The sequence below is a fragment of the Terriglobus roseus DSM 18391 genome, assembly GCF_000265425.1.
GTDB lineage: Bacteria > Acidobacteriota > Terriglobia > Terriglobales > Acidobacteriaceae > Terriglobus > Terriglobus roseus.
In genome coordinates this window covers 3641016-3662896 of the sequence record NC_018014.1, presented here as the reverse complement: position 1 = coordinate 3662896, position 21881 = coordinate 3641016, and the positions used below count along the sequence as shown (strand labels likewise).

The window sequence follows — 21881 nt, the reverse complement described above, 5'->3', positions numbered from 1 at the left end:
TGTAATACCCTGAGTGCGGGCTAACTTTCTATAACAGCGTTTATCGTTACTTATGGATCGAGGAACTCAAGAATCTTTGCCGAAGCGGCGGCAGACAAACGCTGTCTCAAGAGCGATGTCGGGCGGGGTGGAGCACTTCTATGATTCCCTAGCCGACGCCTATCATCTGATCTTCGAAGATTGGGATGCGGCCATCGCCCGTCAGGCAGGCGTCCTCGATGCGCTTATTAAGAACAAGCTCGGCCTTCAGCAAATCCGTCTTCATGACTGTGCTTGTGGGATCGGAACTCAGGCCGTTGGGCTTGCAGCTTTAGGTTATGAGGTCTCCGGATCGGACCTTAGCCGGACGGCCATCCGACGAGCGTCGAGCGAAGCGGTAAAGCGAGGACTCGCCATCCAATTTGAAGTTTCGGATATGACCGGCCTTGCGGGGTATCCCTCAGGTTGTTTCGATGTTCTGGGGGCCTTTGATAATGCGCTGCCTCATCTGTCTGCAGATCAAATGACGGCAGCGGCGAGCTCCTTTTCGCGTGTACTCTGCAGCAACGGCTTGTTCATCGCGAGCATTCGAGACTATGACAACCTGATTCAGACACGCCCGGAGTTCCAGGGGCCTTCGTTCTTTGGCAAACCCGGCTCGCGCCGGATCGTTCATCAGGTCTGGGACTGGGTTACCCCTGGTTCTTACGATTTGCACCTGTACATATCGCTACAGCAGGACGAAGGCTGGGAAGTTCTCCACTTCGCCTCTCGGTATAGATGCATGCTTCGAGCCGAAGTGGCCGCAGCGCTGCGTTCCGCGGGCTTTGCGGGGGTGGAATGGCTGATGCCATCGGCTACTGGGTACTACCAGCCCATTGTGATCGCGCGAGCTCCGTAGGTTGGCCTCACTTGTCGGCCTCTCGACAGCGATATGCAACCCGAGGTGAAAAGCCTCGTTATCTGCTGCTAATCCTGCATCGACGAGGTCCAGTGTTCCGCGCTCACTAGCTTCTGGCGAGCTTGTTCTTTCCACCATTCCTCTAAGCCCGCCATGTCCAGCATTGCTTGCGCGAGACCCCGATCAAACGCCAGATACATGCAGCTATTGATGTCTGGTACGGAAGCAGCAGCATTCAATCGGTCCTCAAGCACCCAGCGATCCGTTTCTTGCAATAGTCCCGGTTCCAGTACCCGCATGTAGAAGCCAGTTCGATTTTCTCGAATCGTCAGCTTCACCCAGTCTGTGCGACCGATACGCCGTGCCAGATTCGCGCAAGGCACACGAGGGCCGCTCACTTGGGCGAGAGCGGTTCCGACACGAACGACGTCACCGACGCAAATCTCGGATTCCCTGAGTCCCGCAAGGGTGATGTTCTCACCCACGCTTCCGGCTGGGAGCTCGATTCCGTACTCCCGCTTCCAGAACGCATAGTGGTCCGCTAAATGGACGCATATCGCCGCTCCCGGTCCACCGTGGTACGGTTGAGCGACCTTGTCTCCTAGCAAACCTTGGAGAGATACTTCGACGGATCCTTCCGTGCGGTCGCGGCAAATCGAGGATGTCCAGGTGCCACGGTCATCCACGATCTCTCTCGGACGGCCAGTGAAGACAGCCTGAATAAAGCCTTGCGACATCATCCCTGCATTTTAAAGACTTCAATCGGTCTCGAAAGTAGCATTCTCGTCAGTGATCCAGCGCACATGGTCCGGCGATGACGGTAGCGCGGCAAGTCTCCATGAAGCACGTTTATGTGCAATTTTGGCGAAGGATTCTCGGCCTCGTCGATCACGTCCGACCGCGAGCCAGATGGTGAATCCGCTCGAACGCATAGGCCTGTGTTCCCTTGAGCCAGTGAATGGCGACCTGATCGGAGAATATCGCGCTAATTCGGTGCTGGATGCTCAACCTGGTCGATGACCATAGCTGAGACCGGCCCTTTGCGTGCATAAAGCCTTAGCCCAAGCTGTTGCTGCACTGCCTGGAAAAGAGGAGGGCTAGGAGCATCTTCTGAGGCCGGATGAAGCTCTCCCCCAAACTGGTTTTCATCAGGTGCCCATTCCAGAGTGAAGTCATACCTACCTGTAAGCCCCGTCATATCGACGACAGGACGATCAAGCACGGCTCTCTGTAGCAGAGAGGTGAAGTCATTCATCGTAGCGTTGCGGGCCGGCATGACAATCTTTTGCGGATAGACCATTCCTGGACCTACGCTCGATGGGTCAGTAGGACTCAGGCTCGTAGCTTTAAGTTTGGGTCCGTCTTTCGCTACTTCCAGCGCGAATATCGAGAATTCTTTCTGCTCACGGTGGTATGTCAGCTTGAAGCGATCCTCTAGCAGATTGCGGAGCATTGACATTTGTGCTTCGCGAGTTGGACTGGTCTGTCCAGATCCAGGCGCTAACGCAGAAATATCGAAGTAATCAGAGTCGACCCATTCCGGGCCCCCAGAGATCGTTTTCGGATTCATGTTGTAAGCAGCTGCAATGAGCAGCCTGAGATTGTAGTCGCGGATAACCACGCGCTTAGTCCCCTCTAGCTTTATGAATCTGGACGTCTTTGCGCTGTTTTCGACGGGCTTGATGGTCGCTACTTCGAAAGATTGGTCAGGCCGGGATGACCCTCCCTGGGCCGGTGCACCAGGGCTGTTCGCTACTTGACCGCAGATGATCGGCACCGCAAAGGTTCCAAGAACTGCGGCGGTGAGCATAGCCTTACGGAGTGGGGTGAGGCGCTCACCCATGCGATTTGTCATAATCCGTTTGATCCGTTCCTTAAGATCTGCTCCGGTGACGCCAGAGACACATTCGAGTGGAGATTCAAGGCAGATCTCGCAGACCTGGAGGATGCTCTCCGCATAGGTCAGAGGAGCTTTCGTCAATTGAAGAACATGCTCATCGCATGCGCGCTCCCGCTCTAGTTCAAGTTGTGAGCCTAGCCACCACACCAGCGGATGAAACCAGAAGACAGCCTCGACGACCATATGAAGGCAGGCTGTGAGGTTGTCACGGAACTTTATGTGGCACAGCTCATGGGTGAGGATTGATCTAAGCTGAGCATCGTTCAATCGTTCTGAAATGCGGGAGGGCCAGATGAGAGTTGGGCGGCTGATGCCGTAGACACCTGGTCCGAAGTTCGCTTCCGACAGCCGGAGGTTGACCTCTGCTGCTGGACCCCAACCTTCGACGTGAAGCTCACGAAGTGCGAGTATTTCTGGACCGTCCGTCGCTTCAGTCGACTGTTGAACGATGGTTCTGATCCGCCACCAGTAGATCCCCCAGGTGGTCATGATCGACAGCGCTCCGAGCGTCCAGGTCGCAGCCAACACCGAGGACAGAGACAGCGACCATGACCATTCCAGGCCCGGCGCTGGGACGGCTTTAGAAGCAGTTGTGACGGACGGGAACGTGGTGGAGAACGGCTGTCCCACGATGTCGATGAAGTCGTAAACCGCTCGAACAACAGGCGCGGTGTGACGATGCGGCATCACAGCGGCGCCGATGCTCATCAGCATGGAGAAGGGTAGAAGAAACTTGATCGATGCTGCAAACCACACCCAGTAGCGCGCTCGCGCCAAGTTCTTGCGCATTCCCAACGTCATCAACGCGCAGCCAGCCGCAAAGAAAGTGGATTGCCAGAGGTGGTTTTTCATGTTCGGACTGAGAGCGCTGAGTGCGGAGGACAGATAATGAAGGTTCATAAAGCCTTCTCCTTCGCAGCCAACGCTCTCAGGAGCTTCTGAGCTTCCTTCACATCGTCCGATGTGAACTTTCCTGAATTGACTAGGTGAGCGACAACTGGCTGAATGCGACCGCCGAAGAGAGATAGCAGCTCGTCGATTAGCCGGCGCTGGGCGGCGGTCTCGGAAATTATCGGTGTGAAGATCAGTGAATTGCCAATCTTTTTGGCGCGAGCAACCACTTGCTTCGCTTCCATGCGGTAGAGGGTCGTTTGGACCGTAGTAAAGGCGGGTCGCTCTTCTTCGGGGAAGGCCTCTTGGACTTCTCTGACAGAACAGTCGCCCTTCTCCCAAAGGACTGACATTATCCGGAGCTCAAGCTTGCTAAGTTTTGGCGCAGTCATCGAACCCTCCCAACACATGTAGGCAAACCAACTACATCTGTGTGTTGCACGATAGCATCATAGGGGAGAGGAACGCAAAGATGGGCCTGATCTAAGGTCTTTGGCGCCTGCTAATTAATCCTTAGCCAAGTGGACTCCTAAAGCTTTAGTTGACACGGACATGTGCTATGCGTTCAATTACTGTTGCTAATCGCTAGCAAGACGTCTGTGCTTAGAAGAGAAAACTTGGCCTGCTTCGAGGCTGAGAAGCTCCGGCACACCTATAAGGAGTTGAACGTGATCGACATCTATAGACTTTCTCGCTCCATGCTCCTCGGACTAGTGGGCCTCATGCCGATGTGTGCTCATTGCCAAGTCCAAGGTACGCAGGGCAACGTGGCCTTCGAAGTGAGTACCATCAAGCCTTCTCACGCAGAAGGAGATTCCGTAGACCGCATGATCAAGCCTCTGCCGGGTGGCAACGGCTACATGGCCCGCAACTTTCCCGTGCGGTTGATGATTGCTCTCATGTACAAGGTGCCCGTTCGACAGGTTCAGGGGGGCCCCAAGTGGCTCGACGAAGAATACTTTGACATAGATGCTCACGCCGATGGAGTCCACAGCAAGGAGGATCTCCAAGCCATGTTCCGCAGTCTGCTAATGGATCGATTCGGTCTGCAGATGCATAAGGTGTCGCATGAAGGGAAGGTCTTTAACCTTCAGGTGGATGGCGCCGCAAGCAAGATGCACGACAATCCGGCCGGCCCCGGCATGAACATCCCAGTCGTGCCGGTCGGCGTCGGTCAGTTCCGGGGACAAGGTGTATCCATGGCCTACTTCTGTTGGTTCCTTGGACAGCAGATCCAGGACAAGGAGCGGCCTGTCATCGACGAGACGGGTTTAACGGGTACGTATGACTTCAAACTTTCCTTTTTGCCCGATTCGACGGAGGCCGTTGATCCCGAGGCGCTACCACCTGAACTGCGTAACCGGCCCTCGCTTTTCGCAGCCCTGCAGGAACAACTCGGGCTACGCCTTGTAGCGGGTACTGGTCCCGTTCCGTACTTCATCATTGACCACGTTGAGAGACCATCACCCAACTGAGCACGTCACGAGCTTCGGATGGAACAAACGTGTTGGACGAAAGGCGAGTGGTAGCAGGCCAACTTCCTACAACGGCGTTTAGCAGGACTACTGCAGACGCGATGAGTACATTGGCCTGTTAGCGTAACTCGAGCTTCTGTTTCGGTTGACGGTGATCCTCCCGGACATCGGATTTTGATCGGTCGCGGGATACTCAGAGAAAGCTGTTGCCTGGCGAGTGTTTACTGATTAGAGGGGGAAACAGGGTGATCGAATGCAGGGCTGCCACGAAAGGCTATGCCTCTAAACCCGTTCTCAAACGCATAGACCTCGTTGTAGAACCGGGAATCTGTGCCTTGTTGGGGGCCAACGGTGCCGGCAAGTCCACGCTGCTACGCTTAGTCTCAGGTTTGGAGGAGCCAGACAGTGGTTCCGTGTTCCTCGCTGGACTGGCTTTACGTGACCATAGAGTTGAAATCCTGCGGAACTTAGGTGTAGTCCCCGAGGGGCTCGGGCTGTTCGAATCCTTGACCATCATCGAAAACCTGATGGCAATCGGACCCATCTATGGACTCACCAAAAGCGAAACGGCGGCGCGAGCCGCGAACCTGTTGGCATTGCTCGATCTAACCCACGGACGCCACACCGTGGCACGCAATGGTTCGTTCGGCATGAGGAAGAAGACCGCCCTAGCCATGGCCCTCCTGCACAAGCCGAGGGTTCTGCTTCTGGACGAGCCGTTTGAGGGTATCGATCCCGCATCGTCCGCAGTCATCCAGATGCTGCTCTGTCAACTCTCCCGAGATGGCGTTACGATCTTGCTCACCTCCCACATTCTGTCCGTAGTGCAAAAGATAGCCACCCGTGTCGTCATTCTTCACAAAGGTCAGATTGAAGCGGATTTCGATCCGTCAGCAACAGAAGCAGCAGTTGAGGAGGTGTACTTCGGCATCATCGGTAAGCCACAGTCGGAGGTGCCGGATTGGCTCAGCTCCTAGCCCTGTTGTCCTTGCTCAAGGAACTGATGGTCAAGGAGCTGAGCAGCTCTTCCTCCGTGCGATTCAACAACTTCCTGTTCTGCATCTTCTTCATTCTTTCCGCGCAGGGGGGAGGATCTAAATCACGTTTCTGGAGCACGTCCTTCTTTCAACTTGTTCTCCTTGTGCCTCTCCTCTTTACTTTTTCCGTTGATACCCAGCATCGCTTGCCACCGGAGCGGGTCGGTACCTGGCCGCTCACAGGGACACAGAGACTCCTACTCAGCTTGACAAGCTTTGTTCTGAATCCACTCTTCATCCTGTTGTTTGTTGGCTACCTACTCTGGATGGGCCTAGCTGCCGGCGCATTCTTCGTTTTACTGGCACTCATCGTCCATGCGGCGGTATACGCCGTTGACCGTCTGCCGTTCGCACTGAGCATGCCGGCTGGTTTCCGCCTAATCAAAACGCCTCTGAAGCTCGGCGGAATCATGCAGGAGTCTTGGTGCGAGCTGCGTGGAACCCTCGACTTTTGGACCGCTTTGCTTATAGCTATTAGCGGAACCCTCTATCGACTTTTCGGACGCGCACCAGAGCCTGAAGCATTTCCGATGCTGTCGTTGTTCGTGGGTCTTGCCATGAGCACGACTACGCAACGCACGCTGCGCCTCGACGAAGGGAGAGCGTTGCTGCGCTATCGTCTCCTGCCGATCGCAGGTTGGAAGCTGCTCGTCACACAGGACATGACTTTCCTGATCCCGCTCGCCGTTATGACTTCGTTCCTGAATCTACGCACAGGTCTTACATTTGGCTTCGTCGTGATCGCGGTCGGACGCTTCCCGTCTCTGAGACAGCGGGCGAACCAGCGTAGATGGCGTTTTGTCGGAGGAGACCCACGTTTCGGTGCAGCACAGATTCTGTTGGGTGGCGTGGGTGGAATTGGAGCAGCAAGAATGGGAGTCTGGGTCTTAGCCGTTGCCTTCACCCTCTACGTCGGTTCGGTATTCTGGGGCGAAATGCTCTGGAAACGCTATTTGGCCGCTTAGCCCAGGTTCTGGAAAATACCAAACCGATTCACTCATTGAGCATCGGATTCTTACAGTGCCGCGTTCAGGAGCCTTTTCCGTAGCGTGAAATTGGGCCCAGATTCCAAATGACGACATGGCAACCCGCCTTCCAAGGCCCCAGCCGCCCGATACGGAGGCAGGCTCCGGATGCGTGAACATGACGCCCCATTTTGTAAGATCGCAGGGTGCGAAGTGCTAGCATTCGATCTGGTTTCGGCCGGGATCTGACATGACAGCTTCTGTGGTGATGAATCGGCGGGCAAGATACTACGCGTACCTGCACGCTTCAGTTCTTCTGTTCTTCGTCTTGCCACCGCAGGCGTGGGTCTTCGCACAGAGACCGCCATCGCCTGTGGCGCAGCCAATAAGATTCGATGTGGTCTCCGTGAAGGAGAACAAGTCAGGTGACAAACCCTCCGCGAATGTCCCGTTGGACCGCAGCGACACCTTCGCGCCGACGCGCGGGAAATTCACCGCGATAAATCAGCCGCTCGTTGCGTACATCATCTTTGCTTACAAGATGAAGGTCACCGAATCATACGGTGGGCTTATGGAAAAGCTACCCTCATGGGCAAAAGATAATCGGTTCGACATTCTCGCCCAATCCGATAAGCTCGAAGCCTCAAAAGATGATCTCCGCGGGATGGTGCGTCTTGTCTTGGAGGACCGCTTCCAACTAAAGGCTCATCGAGAGCAAGCCCAAACGAACGTGTACGGCCTATACGTTTCAGAACACCACAAGAAATCGATCACTCAACTGCAGCAGCACGTCAGCCTCCAGGAACCCTGCGCACGTCCCCCATTCATGCCGCCTGCGGCGACACCGGTGCGTGATCTTGTGAGCAGGTGGCCCGGAAGGTGCGGCGATGGCGGCCAGACCCAACGTTCTCGTTACCTTTCGCTGACGGGTGGCCGCAACATGACTATGCCCGCCATTGCCGATTGGCTCACCGGCGCCGCTGACCTGGACCGGCCTATCCTCGATAAAACAGGCCTCTCCGGTACGTATGACTTTGTCCTAGAATTCACACCGGAGTACCTCGAAGAAGTGAGGCCCATAGCCGGCTCAGAGGAAGTCCCAGGCCCCAGCTTCGTCTCAGCGCTGAATGATCAGCTTGGTTTAAGGCTAAAGAAAGAGACAGGAACCGCCACACTCTTCGTTGTGGACCATGTTGAATATCCCTCTGAGAACTAGCGAAGGCTTTATCTGCGCGTTAACCCTCCTGAAAGTTTCGGAGTGGCCTGAGCGCGTTAAGTCCTCGCGAATTAGAGCTCGACGGTTGGGCTGAAGCTCGCAGCTAAAAGCTGCAGTGGTCGTAGCAGTTCGCTTGTACATGCGGCGCTCGTACAAACAGGGCGGTCCACTACGCCTATTTGTGCAACTTCGAGAGCAGGCTCTTTCGTATTTCCAGAACAACTCCGGCGTTGCGATCTGCGACTTCCGCGACGCGGTACTCCGCTCCGACCCCCAGAATCTGGCCGATCTCGGATGGTGTCAGGTCATAGTCTTTCGTAAGCCAATCTGCCATCCCGTCCGTGGCGGCTCTCAGAGCGCCATCGACGCTTCCGTCAAAGCCTAGCGCGGCGATGTGATCCCCTGTCTCGACTCGCGGTGTCTTGATGCTCTTGTGCGGGAGAAGATCAACCGAGAACTCAACGTCCATCGAGGTTTCGAGAGCTGTGCCGTTCAGTTCGCCGTCGGCTTGAAGGGCATGGGCGTCACCGAGGTACAAGAGTGCCCCAGGTACATTGACCGGCAGATACACCGTCGCCCCAGCACCGATCTCATTGAAGTCCATGTTGCCGCCTGAGCTGCCAGAATCGAGAGTAGAGGTCGCTGGCGGGCCGGGATCTGATGCCGTTCCGATCCCTCCGAGCATCGGACGGAGCGGGACTTCGAAGTCCGAAAGATGACCGCTCCGACCCTCGGGCCACCCAACCATGCGACTGCGGTCCAGATGCCACGTTACTGCGCTTCTGTTGTTTCTTGTCATCACCGCGAGGTCACGGTTCATCGCGGAATAAGAGATCACGTCGCAACTGCCAGCAGTGTCGCGATTCAGTGTGAGGTGCACAATGTGGACCGCGAGAACATCGCCGGGCATTGCGGAGTCGACGTAGAAAGGCCCAGTGAGGGGATCGCCTCCAGCTGTACGGCGAACGTTCTTCCCATCGATGCCGGCGTTGTCCACCGTCTCCGTCCTTACGGAATCGCCTGGAGCAATATGCAGCGCAGGCGGGTTGAAGGCTGAAAGACTGCGATAGAACAGAGAAGGCGTGAAGTTGTGTGTCTTAGGCGATCGCTGAGGGCGTGATGGAACGCGCGTCGCGATGAATTGCAGCACCAGCGGATGAGGGTCTTGAGTTCCCGAAGGAATGATCTCGCTTCCGCGGAAACCCTCGCCTTCAACTGTGGCTTCACCATGGCCGCCGCCCGATGTGGAATGAAACACGACTCTGTTTCCGGTCCGTGTTCCCGTGAACGGCTGGCCAAGGAAAGTTCCCGAGAGTTTTCCATTCTCGTTTTGAATCAGAGCACGGTCATACATCTTGCTTCCGAGATAGTCGAAATCAAGAACCCAGTCTCCAGCAATGGATTTCTCCTGCGCGCACGCAAAACTGCAAGCGAAGACCACCAACCAAACGTGTCTGAGCATTCGAGCCTCCCAACGTTCCCCAGCAAGGCTACCGCATGCCGAGAAGAGCACGACGGCTGATCGACTGAAGGGCCTCCCGCGCCGGAATCGCTAACGCTGACCCCTAACAACGCGAAGTCACATCCGGTCAGTGATTCAGCGAGACGGCGTGCTGCGATGGCGGTTGCACGGCGAACTTCCGCTGACGGCGTTTCTCGGTACTAGTTAGGGGTGCGATTTAACGGATGGACGCGATCAGCATCGTCACGAGGGTCGTCCTAGTTCTCGGCAGGCTTCTCTGCGTGATCGATCAATAGGGTTGGTACGGAGCCCTTCGTGGACTCAAGCGTCAATCCAAGCTGTTCTTGCATGGCATTGAGGAGCGAAGGGGCGTTAAGTTCATCTGATGAACCCTCATCGTCTCGCCAACGTAACGTGACCGCCTGATTGTCCTGCAAGCCCGTGCGGTCTAGAACGGGTCGTCCAAGTCGCCATGAAAGTTCATAGGCGAGAACCTGCAGCGTGTTGTTGCCCGGTCGTATGTTGATGAGCTCGCTGCCTGCGGGCTGCGAGTCGCCGTCGTACTGTCTGCCGCGAAGTCTTGGACCGCCCTTTGCGACAACCATCGCATATACGGGCATCACCTTTGCGTCAGCGTGTACCGCCAGTTTGAATCTCGCAATGAGCAAGGCCGCAATCATCTTTCGCTTCGTCTGCCTCGCTTGATCGTTCGGAAGTGCAGAGAGCACTTCGTCTAACCTCGGATCAGCCTTGGCTTCGACGGAGAACCTTTCTGATGTCAGCCAAGTCGGCCCACCGAACATCCTTAGATCAGGGATATCGTAGGCGATCTCCATCAATGACTTCAGGTTGACATTAACTGCGCTTAGATACCCGCGTCTGGATGGATTGTCGATGTGCTCCGGACGCAAGTCATCCTGTCTCATAGGATGAATTGACACGATCTCGAATGTCGACAGAAGAGACGGTCGCAACGCTTCTGGAGCAGCCTGAGCCAGTGCGCCCAGCGGTAGGATAGCTGCACCCATCAAGACCGTCAGTTGGAGCAGACACTTCGCGGACATCCGTATGACCATTCTGGTGATCCTTCAAGCAAGGAAAGTGACGTCTACAAGTTTTTCTGAAGGAAACTCAAGACGGCATCCACATTTGCTTGAAACCAACGAGGGTCTACAGCATACGAGTGTGGACCGCCTTCCGCGGTGAAGGGAGTGATGGCTCCGTTCGCTTTCCTATAGGCATCAACGAAGCTGGTGAATTGGGAGTACGGAACGTCCTCATCAGCGTTGCCCTGGCCGATATATATGGGAGGCAGATTGCCATGGAGGTGGAATTGTGGAGAAGCCTCTAGGCACAGAGCATGTTGCGCCGAGCACGAACCTCCGAGGTATGGGTGTACTGCGTCGTCCGTGTCAGAGAACTTCGTCAGATCAAGGTCAGCGCTGTAGAGAACGGCCGCTTTCACACTTGAACTGAAGTTCTTGAATGCGCCGACTTCGTAGCGGTTATCGCCGTTTGTTAACGCCACAAGTGCAGCCAGCTCTCCCCCGGCAGAGCCGCCAGCGACCGCAATGCGATTCGGGTCGACATGGTACTGGATGGCATGGGCGCGAAGCCAACGAACGGCTTCCTTGCATTCTTCAAGGGCGATCGGGAAGCGGACACCCGGACTGAGGTCGTAGTCGATTGCCATCCCGACATAGCCGTGCTCCGCGAAAGGCGCGATCAGCTTATCCCAACCTGTCCGACTGCCCCCGGTCCAACCGCCGCCGTGTATGTAGACGATCGCCGGATGTAGGCCGGGACCTTTCGGCACGTACATGTCCGCAAGCAAGGGAGCCGATTTGCCTTGGGCGTACGTTATCCCGTCCACACGCACATAGCTTGCTGGGATTGCCGGACCGCTCTGCTGCGCCTTCAAACTTACGGCAGACCCCAACAGCATGAGCGAACAGAGCCAGGTTCTAACGTGGTCGTTTCTGATCGACTCCATCATCATGGATATCGTAACTGCACAACGATGCGTGTCGCATTAGGAACGGGAAGTCGCATTCTCGTCAGCGATCCGGCCCAAAACCGCCGTCGAGGCGCGGCAAACCGGCCGACATCCCACAAGGGCGATTCTCGATACCAACCGATGAGTCTGATATCACCTAAGCTGATTCAGAGGGCCGCGATGGTCCAATCAGGGGTAGTAGATGAAGCCTAGTTTGCGAGCACTTGTGAGTTTAGCTACAGCTCTTGCGTGTGCCAGTTCGGCCTTCCCGCAGAGTACGCCCGGTTCGGGAGCGACACCTGTAGAGAAGCGTATGGATCAGATCGTTAAATCCTACGCAGCCTCGAACGCCTTCATGGGGACGGTGTTGGTTTCAGAGGGCGATCATGTGCTGCTTAATCAGGGCTATGGATCGGCTGATCTAGAGTGGAATATTCCCAATGCCCCCGACACTAGATTGCGAATAGGGTCGTTGACCAAGCAGTTCACCGCGGCGCTGGTGTTGCTGTTGCAGCAAGACGGAAAGCTCGATATTAAGGATCCAGTCAGCAAGTATCTACCGGACGCGCCGCAGACGTGGCAGAAAGTGACCTTGGCAGAGCTGATGGGAAACACATCAGGCATCCCGGACTTCACCGGCTTCAAGGAAATGCCGGCATGGGGAATGACGTCGCATACGGTTGATGAGGAACTAGATTTTTTCAAGAACAAGCCGCTGGACTTTGAACCAGGCAGCAAATGGGCTTACAGCAGTTCGGGTTTCGAGGTCCTTGGAGCAGTCATCGAGAAAGTGACCGGTAAAAGTTATGGCGACCAGCTCCAGGCGAGGATCTTCGATCCGCTCGAGATGAAGAGCACGGGGCTAGATGTGGACGGACTGATTCTAACGAAGCGTGCTCAAGGCTATCGACCGGGGACGTCGGGATTGCTTTCGGTAAGGTCTTTGTCGATGTCTGTACCTTGGGCAGCAGGCTCGATGTACTCGACGACGCAGGATCTTCTCAAATGGGAGCGCGCTCTCTTTGGCGGACAAGTGCTCAACAAGAACTCTCTGAAGTTGATGACGACCCCTGGTAAAGGCGGCTATGGCCTTGGTGTCTATGTGACTGCCAATAAGACCGGAACCACTATCGTGACCCACGGAGGCGCCATTGCGGGCTTCAAGACCAGCCTGAGCTATGTACCGGATAGGCGTATAGCAGTAGTGGTCTTGAGCAATGTGGAGGGTGAGGCCGCGAACAGCGTCGCTGACCAGTTACTTACAGTCGCGCTGGATCAGTGACCGGCCCATTGATCACTGCTTATTTTGCTGACGAGCTCCCTGACGCGGAGATGGAGCGTTCGGTATGGCGGTATTGCTCGTAGCTGCTCTCGCGTTATACGCGTCAACGACCGTCTTCGTAATGTCAAGATTGGCAGCCGCGTACCAAACGACCGGGGAGGCATCCGAGCCGCGTTCGATGACGGCGGTGTATCCGTGCTGCGAAGAGAACTCCTGAAGAAAGGCGTACACCTTCTGCGCAACAGCCTGGAAGGTCTGTTCGGACGCCGTTTGGGACTCGGTTCTAAAGTCTTCACCCTCCCGCTGGAGCTGCTTTTCTTTCGCGTTGATCGAGTTGACCTTTGTGGGATCTGTAGCCGCTTGCTTCTGGAGCGCTTCGATTTCCCCGTTCAAAGCTTCAAGGTGAGCCTGCCGAGGGGCGAATTTGGTCTGGAGGCTTGATAGCTCGCGCTGCGCCTCGTTCGTCTGTAGGACGGCAGTATTGAACGCTATCGTGACGATGCCGTTTGTAGGGGAGCTAGGAGCAGCTTGCGCGACGCAGGCGGATGAGAACAGGACAAGAGCTGATGCAAGTAGAGCGGCCTTCATAGCGAATCCTCAGAGTTACCGGGTGTGCTCAAGGTTGAAGGAAAACGACGGGATCTGCGGTCGGAAAGCGAGACCTTGCGCCTGCCACGAACGGAAACTAGAGCTGTAGGGAAGCAGTGCAGCTTCGTATCGGAAAGCGCGTTCGGACGGCGCCGTAGGGGGCCACGTTTCTCCGAAACGAGGTAGGGTGCGCATCGCCGGCACATTTGTTGGTTGCGAGACCAGCGCCACCCTCTGGGCGACAAACTGACAGCAGCTGCCGAAGTCGAACATGACAGGACGCATTTGGAATGATTCACGCTGTTGAGGCCGCGTAGCGCCTGACGAATCTGTGACCGGAAGAACTGGGCGTGTTGCGTCTTTAGCGAGACGCGATATCCGCCTCTGCGAAGGCGTCCGCCTCGAAGAATTTTCGAAGGCGGGTGACTTTGGCAGCATGGAAACCTTCTCTGCGACCCGTGGTGTCGTCTCTTTTTGAGCGGAAGCTTCTTGGATGACGGCGGGAGCTATCTTGTGGATCGAGAGACCAGTTGCTATGCCAATCGCAACTAGGGTGACTGCGGCCACCGCAAGCGTAAGCGGTGACAGTGAGGCAGGTCGTCTGGGCTGTGCGAAGGGGATGCCCCGGCGGTTAGCTTCGGCTGCAAACCGCGCGTCTGCACCCATTGGCAACGCTTCGATCTTCGTGTTTGCCTGATGTGAAACAAGGAGCTGGCTGCTTATGTTGTGTGCGTCAGATAACCAGGCCGCACAATCGGAGCACCAGGAGCAATGCGCTGACAGTTCTAGGCGCTCCTGCTGCGTAAGCTGGTCGACCATCTCGAGAGCGCAAAGCTCTTCAAAGTGACTGTGATCGTTCAAGGTGTACCTCGCTGAGATTCCGTTGGTCGCCTATCAGGGGTAGAAAGCAAAGCGCGTAAAGCGTCTATTCCTCGGTACAAATTGTGCCGAACAGCGCGAACGGTCTCTCCGGTCTGTAGAGAGACTTCTTCTGGGGTGAGGCCGTCAAAGTAGATGAGCTCGATGGCGCGCTGCTGCTGAGGTTTAAGCTTCTGCAGGGCCTCTTTCATGGCAAAGCTGAGCTCAGAGACAGCGTATCGAGAGTGCAAATTTACCTGCCCGAGCTGAGTAGGGCTCAGGTCTTGGAGAGCATCGGTGTCTTCGTAGCGTCTGGCATGCATCAATCTCCGCTGGTTGTATGCCCGGTGGTACGCGAAGAGGAGAAGCCACGTTTTAAAGCTGCCGCGGCTTGCTTCGAACTGGTGAATGGAGCGGAACACATCAAAGAAAACTGTCTGTAAAGTGTCTTCCGCCTCGGCGTCATTTCTCAACACCTTCCGAACGATCCCGTAAACCAGCCGACTATGCCTGCGGAAAAGCACAGCTAGTGCTTCGGCCGACCCCTCTAGAAGTAGCCTTGCGAGATCTTCATCCGAACTCAGGTTCAGCCGGATCGAGCTGAATGCTGAGAACAGGAAGCTTCCGCGCTCTAGGGCAGGGTCGGTGGATCGTGATTCACGCTCTGGGAGTAGGACAGCAGGAACTATCCCGAATGAAGGTGACGGAGGTTTGGTCAAATCACCCTCGATAGTCTGACTTGCGTGCAGGTACCCCGGCTGCTTGTGCTTCTCATGCTGGACGCTTGTTGCTCCTAAAAGGTATGCACCTCAAACGCATGGATTTCCCCATCATGGCAAAGAAACTTTTGCGAGGGTGAGTGGCCGGGCTCCCTGGCATCCGATGTCGGAAAGAAGCAGGCATCAATAATTGGCAGGCTGCGGGGGAAGGTCGGTAGTCAGCCACTCCAGCCCCTACTGCACGGCATCTCCGAACATTGGCGAGTCTGAGTCACTTTGAGTCGTCACCGAAGGCGAAGGAGCCTGGGATCGAGCGCGGCGCCGCGCACGTTCCGGCCTCGCCCCCCTAAAGCAGATCAGATTTCTGGAGGTCACTCATCGTTGCTGACGGTGGTGCAGGCCAGCTTCCGCGAACGGCGTGTATCGTTGCCAATCCGCACAGTTTCCTAAAAACCAACTTTCAAGGAAGACGAGCGGATGCATCTGCGATATAAGGCAACAAGCACTCGCTTGAACTCCTTGATAGCGATGCTGGAGCAGTTAGCTGATATGGAGTCTGGCGCATGAGATGGATTCGGTCTTTTCTTTGCTTCCCTGCAATGATGTTTTGTCTCGCAGCACAACCTCTGGAGAAGCAGGAATCGGACACAACGCCTCACAGCACTCGGTTCATTGAAGTAGCTCCTGCTGTCAGTCTGGAGGTCATAGATTGGGGTGGGACCGGGAAACCGGTCGTTATGATCCCAGGTCTTGGTGGGACAGCCCATGTGTTCGATACGATAGCGCCGAGGATGGCGGAGAGATACCACGTTCTGGGAATCACCCCAAGGGGCACAGGCAGTTCCAGTTCACCAGTACCAGACGGTACAAACTATTCCGCCTCGCAGCTCGGAACAGATCTTGTGGCCGTGCTGGACGCCCTAAAGCTCGTAAACCCAGTGCTGATTGGTCACTCTTTTGCCGGGGAGGAACTGAGTTTTGTCGGTAGCCGTGCTCCTGACCGAGTGGCAGGCTTGGTCTATCTTGACGCAGCCTACGGCTATGCGTTCTACGATCCATCCAAAGGAAATCTGCTGATCGATTCCCGGATAGTCCGGGAAGAGCTTGCGCAACTGGTGCCTGGTAAAGGCCCGGCCAACGCGTCAGCTATCATTCGGAGCTTGTTGGAGGAACTACCCCGACTGCAAGGCGATTTGATGGAACGACAGAATGAGCTGCGCGACTACCCGCCGCCTCCTGATGCAGACAAAGAACCGGTTCCCTCTTCCTTTTCAGCAATGATGGCCGGACAAGAGAAATTTACGAATGTGGGTGTGCCTCTATTAGCGGTCTTCGCTCTGAGGCATCGTGGCCCTGCACGTGAGCCTCATCCAAACGTTGAGGCAAGAGCTGACGCGTCGGACGTCGCACGCACGCGTCGTTATATCGCGACTCTGCGAAAAGACGTGCCTACAGCGCGCGTAGTTATTCTTCCGCATGCGACTCACTCGGTCTTCGTTTCGAATCAAGACGATGTACTGAATGAGATCCACAAATTCATCGATTCGCTTCCACGGTAGTCTCCTAAGTCAGACTAACGTTACGCCTACCAACGGCATGAACGAATGCTCTCGGACGACGGCATTTTCACATTAGCTTCACTGCAGAGGTGGGAGTTCGTTAGATGAGTTGGGTTTATCGGCGGCGAAGCGGTCTTTTGGTCCAGAGTACTTCTTAGTTCATGCAACCGGCACTTCGCATCGCTGTGCCGCTCGGACGTGCGCCCGTGTTGAACACTGCTACATTCTTTTTCTGCTCTTCTACGGTCGGAACACAAAAGTCCTGCCGGACACCGTCAGGCAAAAGGCGCGGATCGTAGGGTTGCTGGCTTCTTCCGGAGAGGCGCTCGGCCGTCGGGCTCGTGGTCACCTTGGGAACACTCGCATCCGACGGATATTGCGTTCCAAAGATCTGCGACTTGCCAATCAGCTGAAGGTACCGGTCCAGCGTTGCTGCCGCCGCCCATTTCGCACCGATGTCGCCATGCAGCAGAGCTTCCATTGCCAGCACGTGCGCAAACAAGCAGTCCGCCTCGGTGTTTCCATGCTGAAAGATCAGGGACGCATCTCGAAGATCGCGGCCAGTCGTAAGCTTGCCGTCCGTGAGCAACTGCCGCACATCAGCCATGCGTTTTGTTACGCGCTGCATGTACTGCTCGTAGGAGACTGTTCCGCCGCTGTCGGGAAGGTCTGCCTGGTCTTCCGTGTAGATTCGATGCATCGGACTCGGCGGAATGGACGCAGTCGTCTGGCCATGAGCGGAAAGGCGGATGGAAAGCATAAGGAGACATGTAGCAATACCTGCGCGCATGTGTGTTTAGACACCGCGTTCACTCGGATCGTTCCAGTAAATCGCCCCCACCCAGATATGCTTTCCGGTAGCGTTCGTCCTCTCCAGGACCCGAGCGTCTCCTAGCTCCTTTCTTGGGAACGACAAGTCGCATTGTCGTCAGTTGAGGGGGCTGGTCCAGGCTGGTCAAAATACTCAAGGGGGCTCCGCGCGAGCTCTCATTTCGTGTCGCTGCTAATCGAACGGATGACTTTCCCACTCGCATCCAGGAAGTCTATCCGTGGCGCCCCGTCCGGTCCTACGCTGGCTACGAGGCGTTCACGTCCCTGCTGATCTTTGAGGCTGAGCGTTACAGACTTGTCTCGCCCGCGCCCAAAATAGCCTCTGTTCACAATGCCACCTGGATACTTGGTGTGCCATGCCTGACTCGCTGCGACGCGGGCCGGTCCTGGCGGCATAGCTTTAACGCGCTGCCATTCGGCCGAGAACTGGGGAGTAAGCGAGTACGGTCGATCATCGTCGTTGAGGGCGTAGTAGGTGTTCCTCGAAGCGCCATCGCTGTTTGATTCAAGCACCATCGTTTGATCTCGCTGGTACTCGTCAAAGCTGAGATGGCCCCAGCTGTGAGTGACGCCGTTCTTGTCTTTCTTGCCACCAAATATTAGCCCCCCATTCTCAGTGCCTTCTTCATCGTTGAAGAGCATCCCTGTGGCGTCCCGATCCGTCCTGGGGTACTCTTTGCCCAGATAATACGCACCAGGGAACTCGGCGTTGTTTGAGAGAACCATGCGGGTGGTTCCATCTGGCTCGACCACGTTAATACGGTGAACGGTGATCTGATCGAAGCTCGTGTTCTGAGCGGGTCTCCGAGCACCGAGCAGGACCACACCTGCAAAGGCAAGAGTGACTGCCCCCGAGTAGATAGCGAAAAACTGACGTGATGAGATCATGTGCGTCATAATCTCATTCTTGCTGTGGCTGACCCTAAATCCTCACGAACATTCACGAGACCGGCAGAAGTCGCAATATGGGAAGTAATCCGGTCCGAGCTTCCGACTTGAATGGCCCAACGGGTCTCAAGTGACGAGATCGGCGTTTCTCATTACCCATCAGATGGAGTCATCTGATCGATGAAGCTCATTAGAGCTTGGCAGTTCACATGCTGCACAACTAGCTGCAGGTTCAGTGGAGCAACACCACTAGTTTGGCGACGGCTCTTTCAGTGCATCGATCACAGCGATCCGCATTGGTGCCTTACCGCGTACCAGTTTCAATCCAAGCTGACTCGACAGAGCTTTTTCCGGCAGAGGTCCGGAATCCACATCGCCACTTTGCAGATCCGGTCTCGCATTGAAATGGACCTTGAAATCGTAAGTTCCGTTCAGAGCAGTCTGATCGACTACCGGCGCTTTGAGGTAGTAGCTCATTAGGCCTACGAACTGGCTCATCTTTGCGTTATGGGCCGTGAGGCGGATATCAGAAGGGGCGCCGCTGGAGACGATTCCAGACCCTGGTTGCTGTCCGGTTCCAGGCTGTAAGCCCGAGTTTTCCTTCTGCACAGACAGGAAATAGGTTAAGCCCGATCGTTGTTCGTAGTGGTAGATAAATCCGAATCGGTCCTGCAAGAGGCGGAGTAGCATTCGACGCTTTTCAGCTTTGGCCTCTTCATCCGACATCAAGGCAAGTTGGCGATCGACGTCTGCTTCGGCAGTTGCATGAACCACGAAGGTCTGTTGATCAAGCCAGTCCGGACCGCCGGCAAGCTGAAACCTAAAGTTGACATCAAGCGCTTCGCCGATCACTTGACTGAGTCGCATCACAGCGTCAACGCTGCCAACGTGGCTAGGGCTGTTGAAATGTTGCCGCACTGGCATCCCAGGATCAGATTGTCGAATGCTGGCGACATCGAAAACGAATGATCGTATCAACTCGCTTCTGCCCGTTGGAATCCTTAGAGGATGAGGACCTTGGACTAAGAGATCTGAGGATCGCTGGACAAAGCAAAGGGGAAGGATCGCTGCAAGACAAAGGGTGTTGCGGAAACGATGTCTCATGCTCATGCTCCGATTAAAGCGTTAGGTCACAGACCTTAGGACGCGGAGTGACCACGTTCGGTAGGCGATACATCCGTCGTGTCGTAGCGCTCCGGTTTCAGCTCATCAGCGTGTCGGCGGATGATGGATGAATATACCGCACCCACCTTGAGACATGTCGGTAGCACTGTATGACATGTGCGCGGCTGAGCAGTAGGATGGTCCGATGTCTCTTTCAATTGGCACTGGGCCTCTCAATATGGACCACGGTGAGTGATGGGAGATTACCTTTAGCTTGCTTAAGGCTGAGGCCCAGCGCGCCGATGTTCCATCGTGTGCTGGGGGCAGTGCCCGTCGGCTCATTCTCCGCCGCACGGTCGATGGACTGAGCATCTGTTGGAAATAGGGTGAAGTTGAAGCGTCCTACTAGCCCTGTTTCATCGTGGATCGGCAAGCCGTCTTCACCAATCAGGCCAGTGAGCACAGTAGCGAAATCGGACATGGAAACGTCGGAGAATGTCAGCACGTGCTGCTTAACAGCTTCTGAGTAGATCGGCTTGTAGCTTCCACCGTCAGGAAGAGGGATGCCTCCGGCGATAGGCGGTGTCTTGTCGTCGATTGTCAGGCCCCTCTTACCAACTGTAAGCGCATAGTACTTCCCAGGGCTCTGGCCTTCCGCGATCTGCAGCATACAACGATCACGCAACATGGCCTGAAGATAGGGAGCCAGGGCCCGTGCTTTCTCATCGCTCGTCAGCTTTGCGAACCCTTCCAAGTCTTTATCTTCTAGCTTGGCGTCAATGTCGAATTTCACGGACTGAACCCAGTCAGGAGCGTTCAGCAAACGTTCCTTCCTCCAATACGCCATCGTTTGTGGGTAGTACGCCTGCATGATGACCCACAACAGAGGTGAGTTGCGTGCCCGGTACCCAGTTCCAATTGGTCCAAAGTCCAAATTCCCATCACCACTGCTGGGCTTTATGGAAACAGTCGCGAAGCTGTGGCCGACTGCTCGCGAGTCGGGAGAGGGATGCTGGGCCTCGCAGAATGAGTAGTTGAGAACTGCAAGCGCCATCAGCAGTGCGAACACTATGCCTGGAGCACGAACCGTACACTTCCCGTCCGGTAAAAACGCGTGTCTCTTCATGGGTGATGAATCGCCATTCAGGTCGAAGTAGTCTGCTGCCGTATAGGGTAACGTCCTTAAAGTGATAGCACTGCCGCAAAGCCGGTGGTGATTTGGAGCAGATCAAATTCCTGGGGCACGCCTCGATCCGACAACCGAACGCTTTCTAGTTGGGAGCAGAACATCACCGTCGCTGTGAACGACGATATCGCATTATAGAAATGCGTAATGTCGGCACATGCGTCAATGCGCATTGCTGGATTGAGGGATTCGCCTCAAAGGCCAACATCCTACAACGGCGTTTATCGTTCCCAATCCGCACCGCTTGCCAACACCTGACTTTGCGGGAAGAGGATTGATAAACTCCACTAAGAGCGACCATGAAAATGAGGGCCTTTTGTCTGGCGGTTTGTTTGATGATGGTTCACGAGTGCATCTGGTCAGAACCGGATCGGGCAACGCAGCCTGAAATCGCAATCGAACTTCTGGCGACCTCCCTTGCGGATGGTGTGCCAACCGGCTTCACCTTCGTGTTCACTAATGTCAGTGGTGGAAACCTTAGCATTCCGCCGCCAGAACTCGACTGCATCACTCCTTCGTCAAACGGATTCATTCGCTTTCCGTGGAAATTTATGCCGGCGAACGGCAGTGAACAAGGGATTGGTGCTGGACTGGGCAGCTGTGGCCCTGGTGGAGGCATGCACCCAACGCCGCCTATGACAATTAGCAGCCTCACAGAGAAGTGGATAGTACTGCGTCCAGGGCAGTCTCATCGATTTCCAGCGAATTGGCCACTTGGCTTTGGCGTGCTGCGATCAGGCGCCTATACGTTCTCGGCTGAGTATGTTCCCCCGAGACTATCGAGCGAAGCAGAACGCCTGTTGTCCGAAGCAAAAATTGTTGTTCCACGCCAGAAGGCAGAAACACCCGAGCAGCATTACGCGAAGCCTTAGCGACGGACTGAGATTCATCAGCTAGTCCAGTACGCTAGCCCGCGAAACAGCGTCTTTGGCAACTGCAACCGTTCTAGTCCGGAAACGCGACTTTGCGAGGTCAGTGCACACGTGACGACGCCGGCGTTTGTCGACACCAATCGGCACTGTTTCCGAAAACCCGACTTTCCGG

General features: G+C 55.5%; 20 protein-coding genes. 8 read left to right on the top strand and 12 right to left on the bottom strand.

Annotation, left to right across the window (positions count from 1 at the left end; translation table 11 throughout):
- The first annotated feature begins 76 nt into the window (after positions 1-76).
- A complete protein-coding gene (locus TERRO_RS14895; protein WP_245536108.1) occupies positions 77-880 on the top strand; it encodes a methyltransferase domain-containing protein in 804 nt (267 codons plus the stop codon).
- Between the two features lie 68 nt (positions 881-948).
- Here the strand turns inward: TERRO_RS14895 and TERRO_RS14890 are convergent, their stop codons facing one another.
- From TERRO_RS14890 to TERRO_RS14880, 3 genes are all read right to left on the bottom strand, one after another.
- Entirely contained in the window at positions 949-1620 is a 672-nt protein-coding gene (locus TERRO_RS14890) for an MOSC domain-containing protein (protein ID WP_014786518.1), read from the bottom strand.
- A gap of 245 nt (positions 1621-1865) precedes the next feature.
- A complete protein-coding gene (locus TERRO_RS22745; RefSeq protein WP_014786517.1) occupies positions 1866-3680 on the bottom strand; it encodes a M56 family metallopeptidase in 1815 nt (604 codons plus the stop codon).
- Positions 3677-4063: a BlaI/MecI/CopY family transcriptional regulator gene (locus tag TERRO_RS14880; protein ID WP_014786516.1), complete on the bottom strand. Its 387-nt coding sequence runs from the start codon at positions 4061-4063 to the stop codon at positions 3677-3679. The genes TERRO_RS22745 and TERRO_RS14880 overlap by 4 nt, the downstream gene beginning before the upstream one ends.
- A 276-nt stretch (positions 4064-4339) precedes the next feature.
- On the opposite strand from TERRO_RS14880, the gene TERRO_RS14875 reads away from it, so the two are divergent.
- From TERRO_RS14875 to TERRO_RS22205, 4 genes are all read left to right on the top strand, one after another.
- Positions 4340-5146, top strand: a complete 807-nt coding sequence (locus TERRO_RS14875) for a TIGR03435 family protein (RefSeq protein WP_157178378.1) — start codon at positions 4340-4342, stop codon at positions 5144-5146.
- 245 nt (positions 5147-5391) lie between these two features.
- The gene (locus TERRO_RS14870) at positions 5392-6123 is read left to right on the top strand and encodes an ABC transporter ATP-binding protein (RefSeq protein ID WP_014786514.1); all 732 of its coding nucleotides are present in this window, start codon (positions 5392-5394) and stop codon (positions 6121-6123) included.
- Positions 6108-7148 carry a hypothetical protein gene (locus TERRO_RS14865; protein WP_014786513.1) on the top strand — a complete coding sequence of 347 codons (1041 nt, stop codon included), beginning with the start codon at positions 6108-6110 and terminating at the stop codon, positions 7146-7148. The genes TERRO_RS14870 and TERRO_RS14865 overlap by 16 nt, the downstream gene beginning before the upstream one ends.
- Positions 7149-7398: 250 nt before the next feature.
- Positions 7399-8364, top strand: coding sequence for a TIGR03435 family protein (locus TERRO_RS22205; protein ID WP_014786512.1), 966 nt, complete (start codon positions 7399-7401; stop codon positions 8362-8364).
- Between the two features lie 175 nt (positions 8365-8539).
- Here the strand turns inward: TERRO_RS22205 and TERRO_RS14855 are convergent, their stop codons facing one another.
- From TERRO_RS14855 to TERRO_RS14845, 3 genes are all read right to left on the bottom strand, one after another.
- On the bottom strand, positions 8540-9361 hold the full coding sequence (locus TERRO_RS14855; protein WP_245536107.1) for an acetamidase/formamidase family protein: 822 nt from the start codon (positions 9359-9361) through the stop codon (positions 8540-8542).
- Positions 9362-10083: 722 nt separating this feature from the next.
- Positions 10084-10854: a TIGR03435 family protein gene (locus TERRO_RS14850; RefSeq protein ID WP_281047901.1), complete on the bottom strand. Its 771-nt coding sequence runs from the start codon at positions 10852-10854 to the stop codon at positions 10084-10086.
- Positions 10855-10934: 80 nt separating this feature from the next.
- Positions 10935-11825, bottom strand: coding sequence for an alpha/beta hydrolase (locus TERRO_RS14845; protein ID WP_014786509.1), 891 nt, complete (start codon positions 11823-11825; stop codon positions 10935-10937).
- 310 nt (positions 11826-12135) lie between these two features.
- On the opposite strand from TERRO_RS14845, the gene TERRO_RS14840 reads away from it, so the two are divergent.
- Positions 12136-13104 (top strand): serine hydrolase domain-containing protein, encoded by a 969-nt coding sequence (locus TERRO_RS14840; RefSeq protein WP_052313352.1) that lies wholly within the window; start codon positions 12136-12138, stop codon positions 13102-13104.
- Between the two features lie 12 nt (positions 13105-13116).
- On the opposite strand, the gene TERRO_RS22200 is transcribed toward TERRO_RS14840, so the two are convergent.
- Entirely contained in the window at positions 13117-13692 is a 576-nt protein-coding gene (locus TERRO_RS22200; RefSeq protein WP_014786507.1) for an OmpH/Skp family outer membrane protein, read from the bottom strand.
- 857 nt (positions 13693-14549) lie between these two features.
- Entirely contained in the window at positions 14550-15269 is a 720-nt protein-coding gene (locus TERRO_RS23960) for an RNA polymerase sigma factor (protein WP_014786505.1), read from the bottom strand.
- 563 nt (positions 15270-15832) lie between these two features.
- Between TERRO_RS23960 and TERRO_RS14830 the strand changes: the two genes are divergently transcribed.
- Positions 15833-16828, top strand: coding sequence for an alpha/beta fold hydrolase (locus TERRO_RS14830; RefSeq protein WP_014786504.1), 996 nt, complete (start codon positions 15833-15835; stop codon positions 16826-16828).
- Positions 16829-16982: 154 nt separating this feature from the next.
- Here the strand turns inward: TERRO_RS14830 and TERRO_RS22195 are convergent, their stop codons facing one another.
- The 4 genes from TERRO_RS22195 to TERRO_RS14810 form a co-directional block, all read right to left on the bottom strand.
- Positions 16983-17528: a hypothetical protein gene (locus TERRO_RS22195; RefSeq protein ID WP_157178376.1), complete on the bottom strand. Its 546-nt coding sequence runs from the start codon at positions 17526-17528 to the stop codon at positions 16983-16985.
- Positions 17529-17815: 287 nt separating this feature from the next.
- Positions 17816-18556 carry a hypothetical protein gene (locus tag TERRO_RS14820; RefSeq protein WP_052313351.1) on the bottom strand — a complete coding sequence of 247 codons (741 nt, stop codon included), beginning with the start codon at positions 18554-18556 and terminating at the stop codon, positions 17816-17818.
- Positions 18557-18796: 240 nt separating this feature from the next.
- Positions 18797-19651 carry a TIGR03435 family protein gene (locus TERRO_RS14815; RefSeq protein ID WP_014786501.1) on the bottom strand — a complete coding sequence of 285 codons (855 nt, stop codon included), beginning with the start codon at positions 19649-19651 and terminating at the stop codon, positions 18797-18799.
- A gap of 214 nt (positions 19652-19865) precedes the next feature.
- Complete coding sequence (locus TERRO_RS14810) at positions 19866-20705, bottom strand: TIGR03435 family protein (protein ID WP_157178374.1); 840 nt, start codon at positions 20703-20705, stop codon at positions 19866-19868.
- A 431-nt stretch (positions 20706-21136) separates the two neighbouring features.
- On the opposite strand from TERRO_RS14810, the gene TERRO_RS14805 reads away from it, so the two are divergent.
- Positions 21137-21709 carry a hypothetical protein gene (locus tag TERRO_RS14805; protein WP_014786499.1) on the top strand — a complete coding sequence of 191 codons (573 nt, stop codon included), beginning with the start codon at positions 21137-21139 and terminating at the stop codon, positions 21707-21709.
- Positions 21710-21881 lie beyond the last annotated feature (172 nt).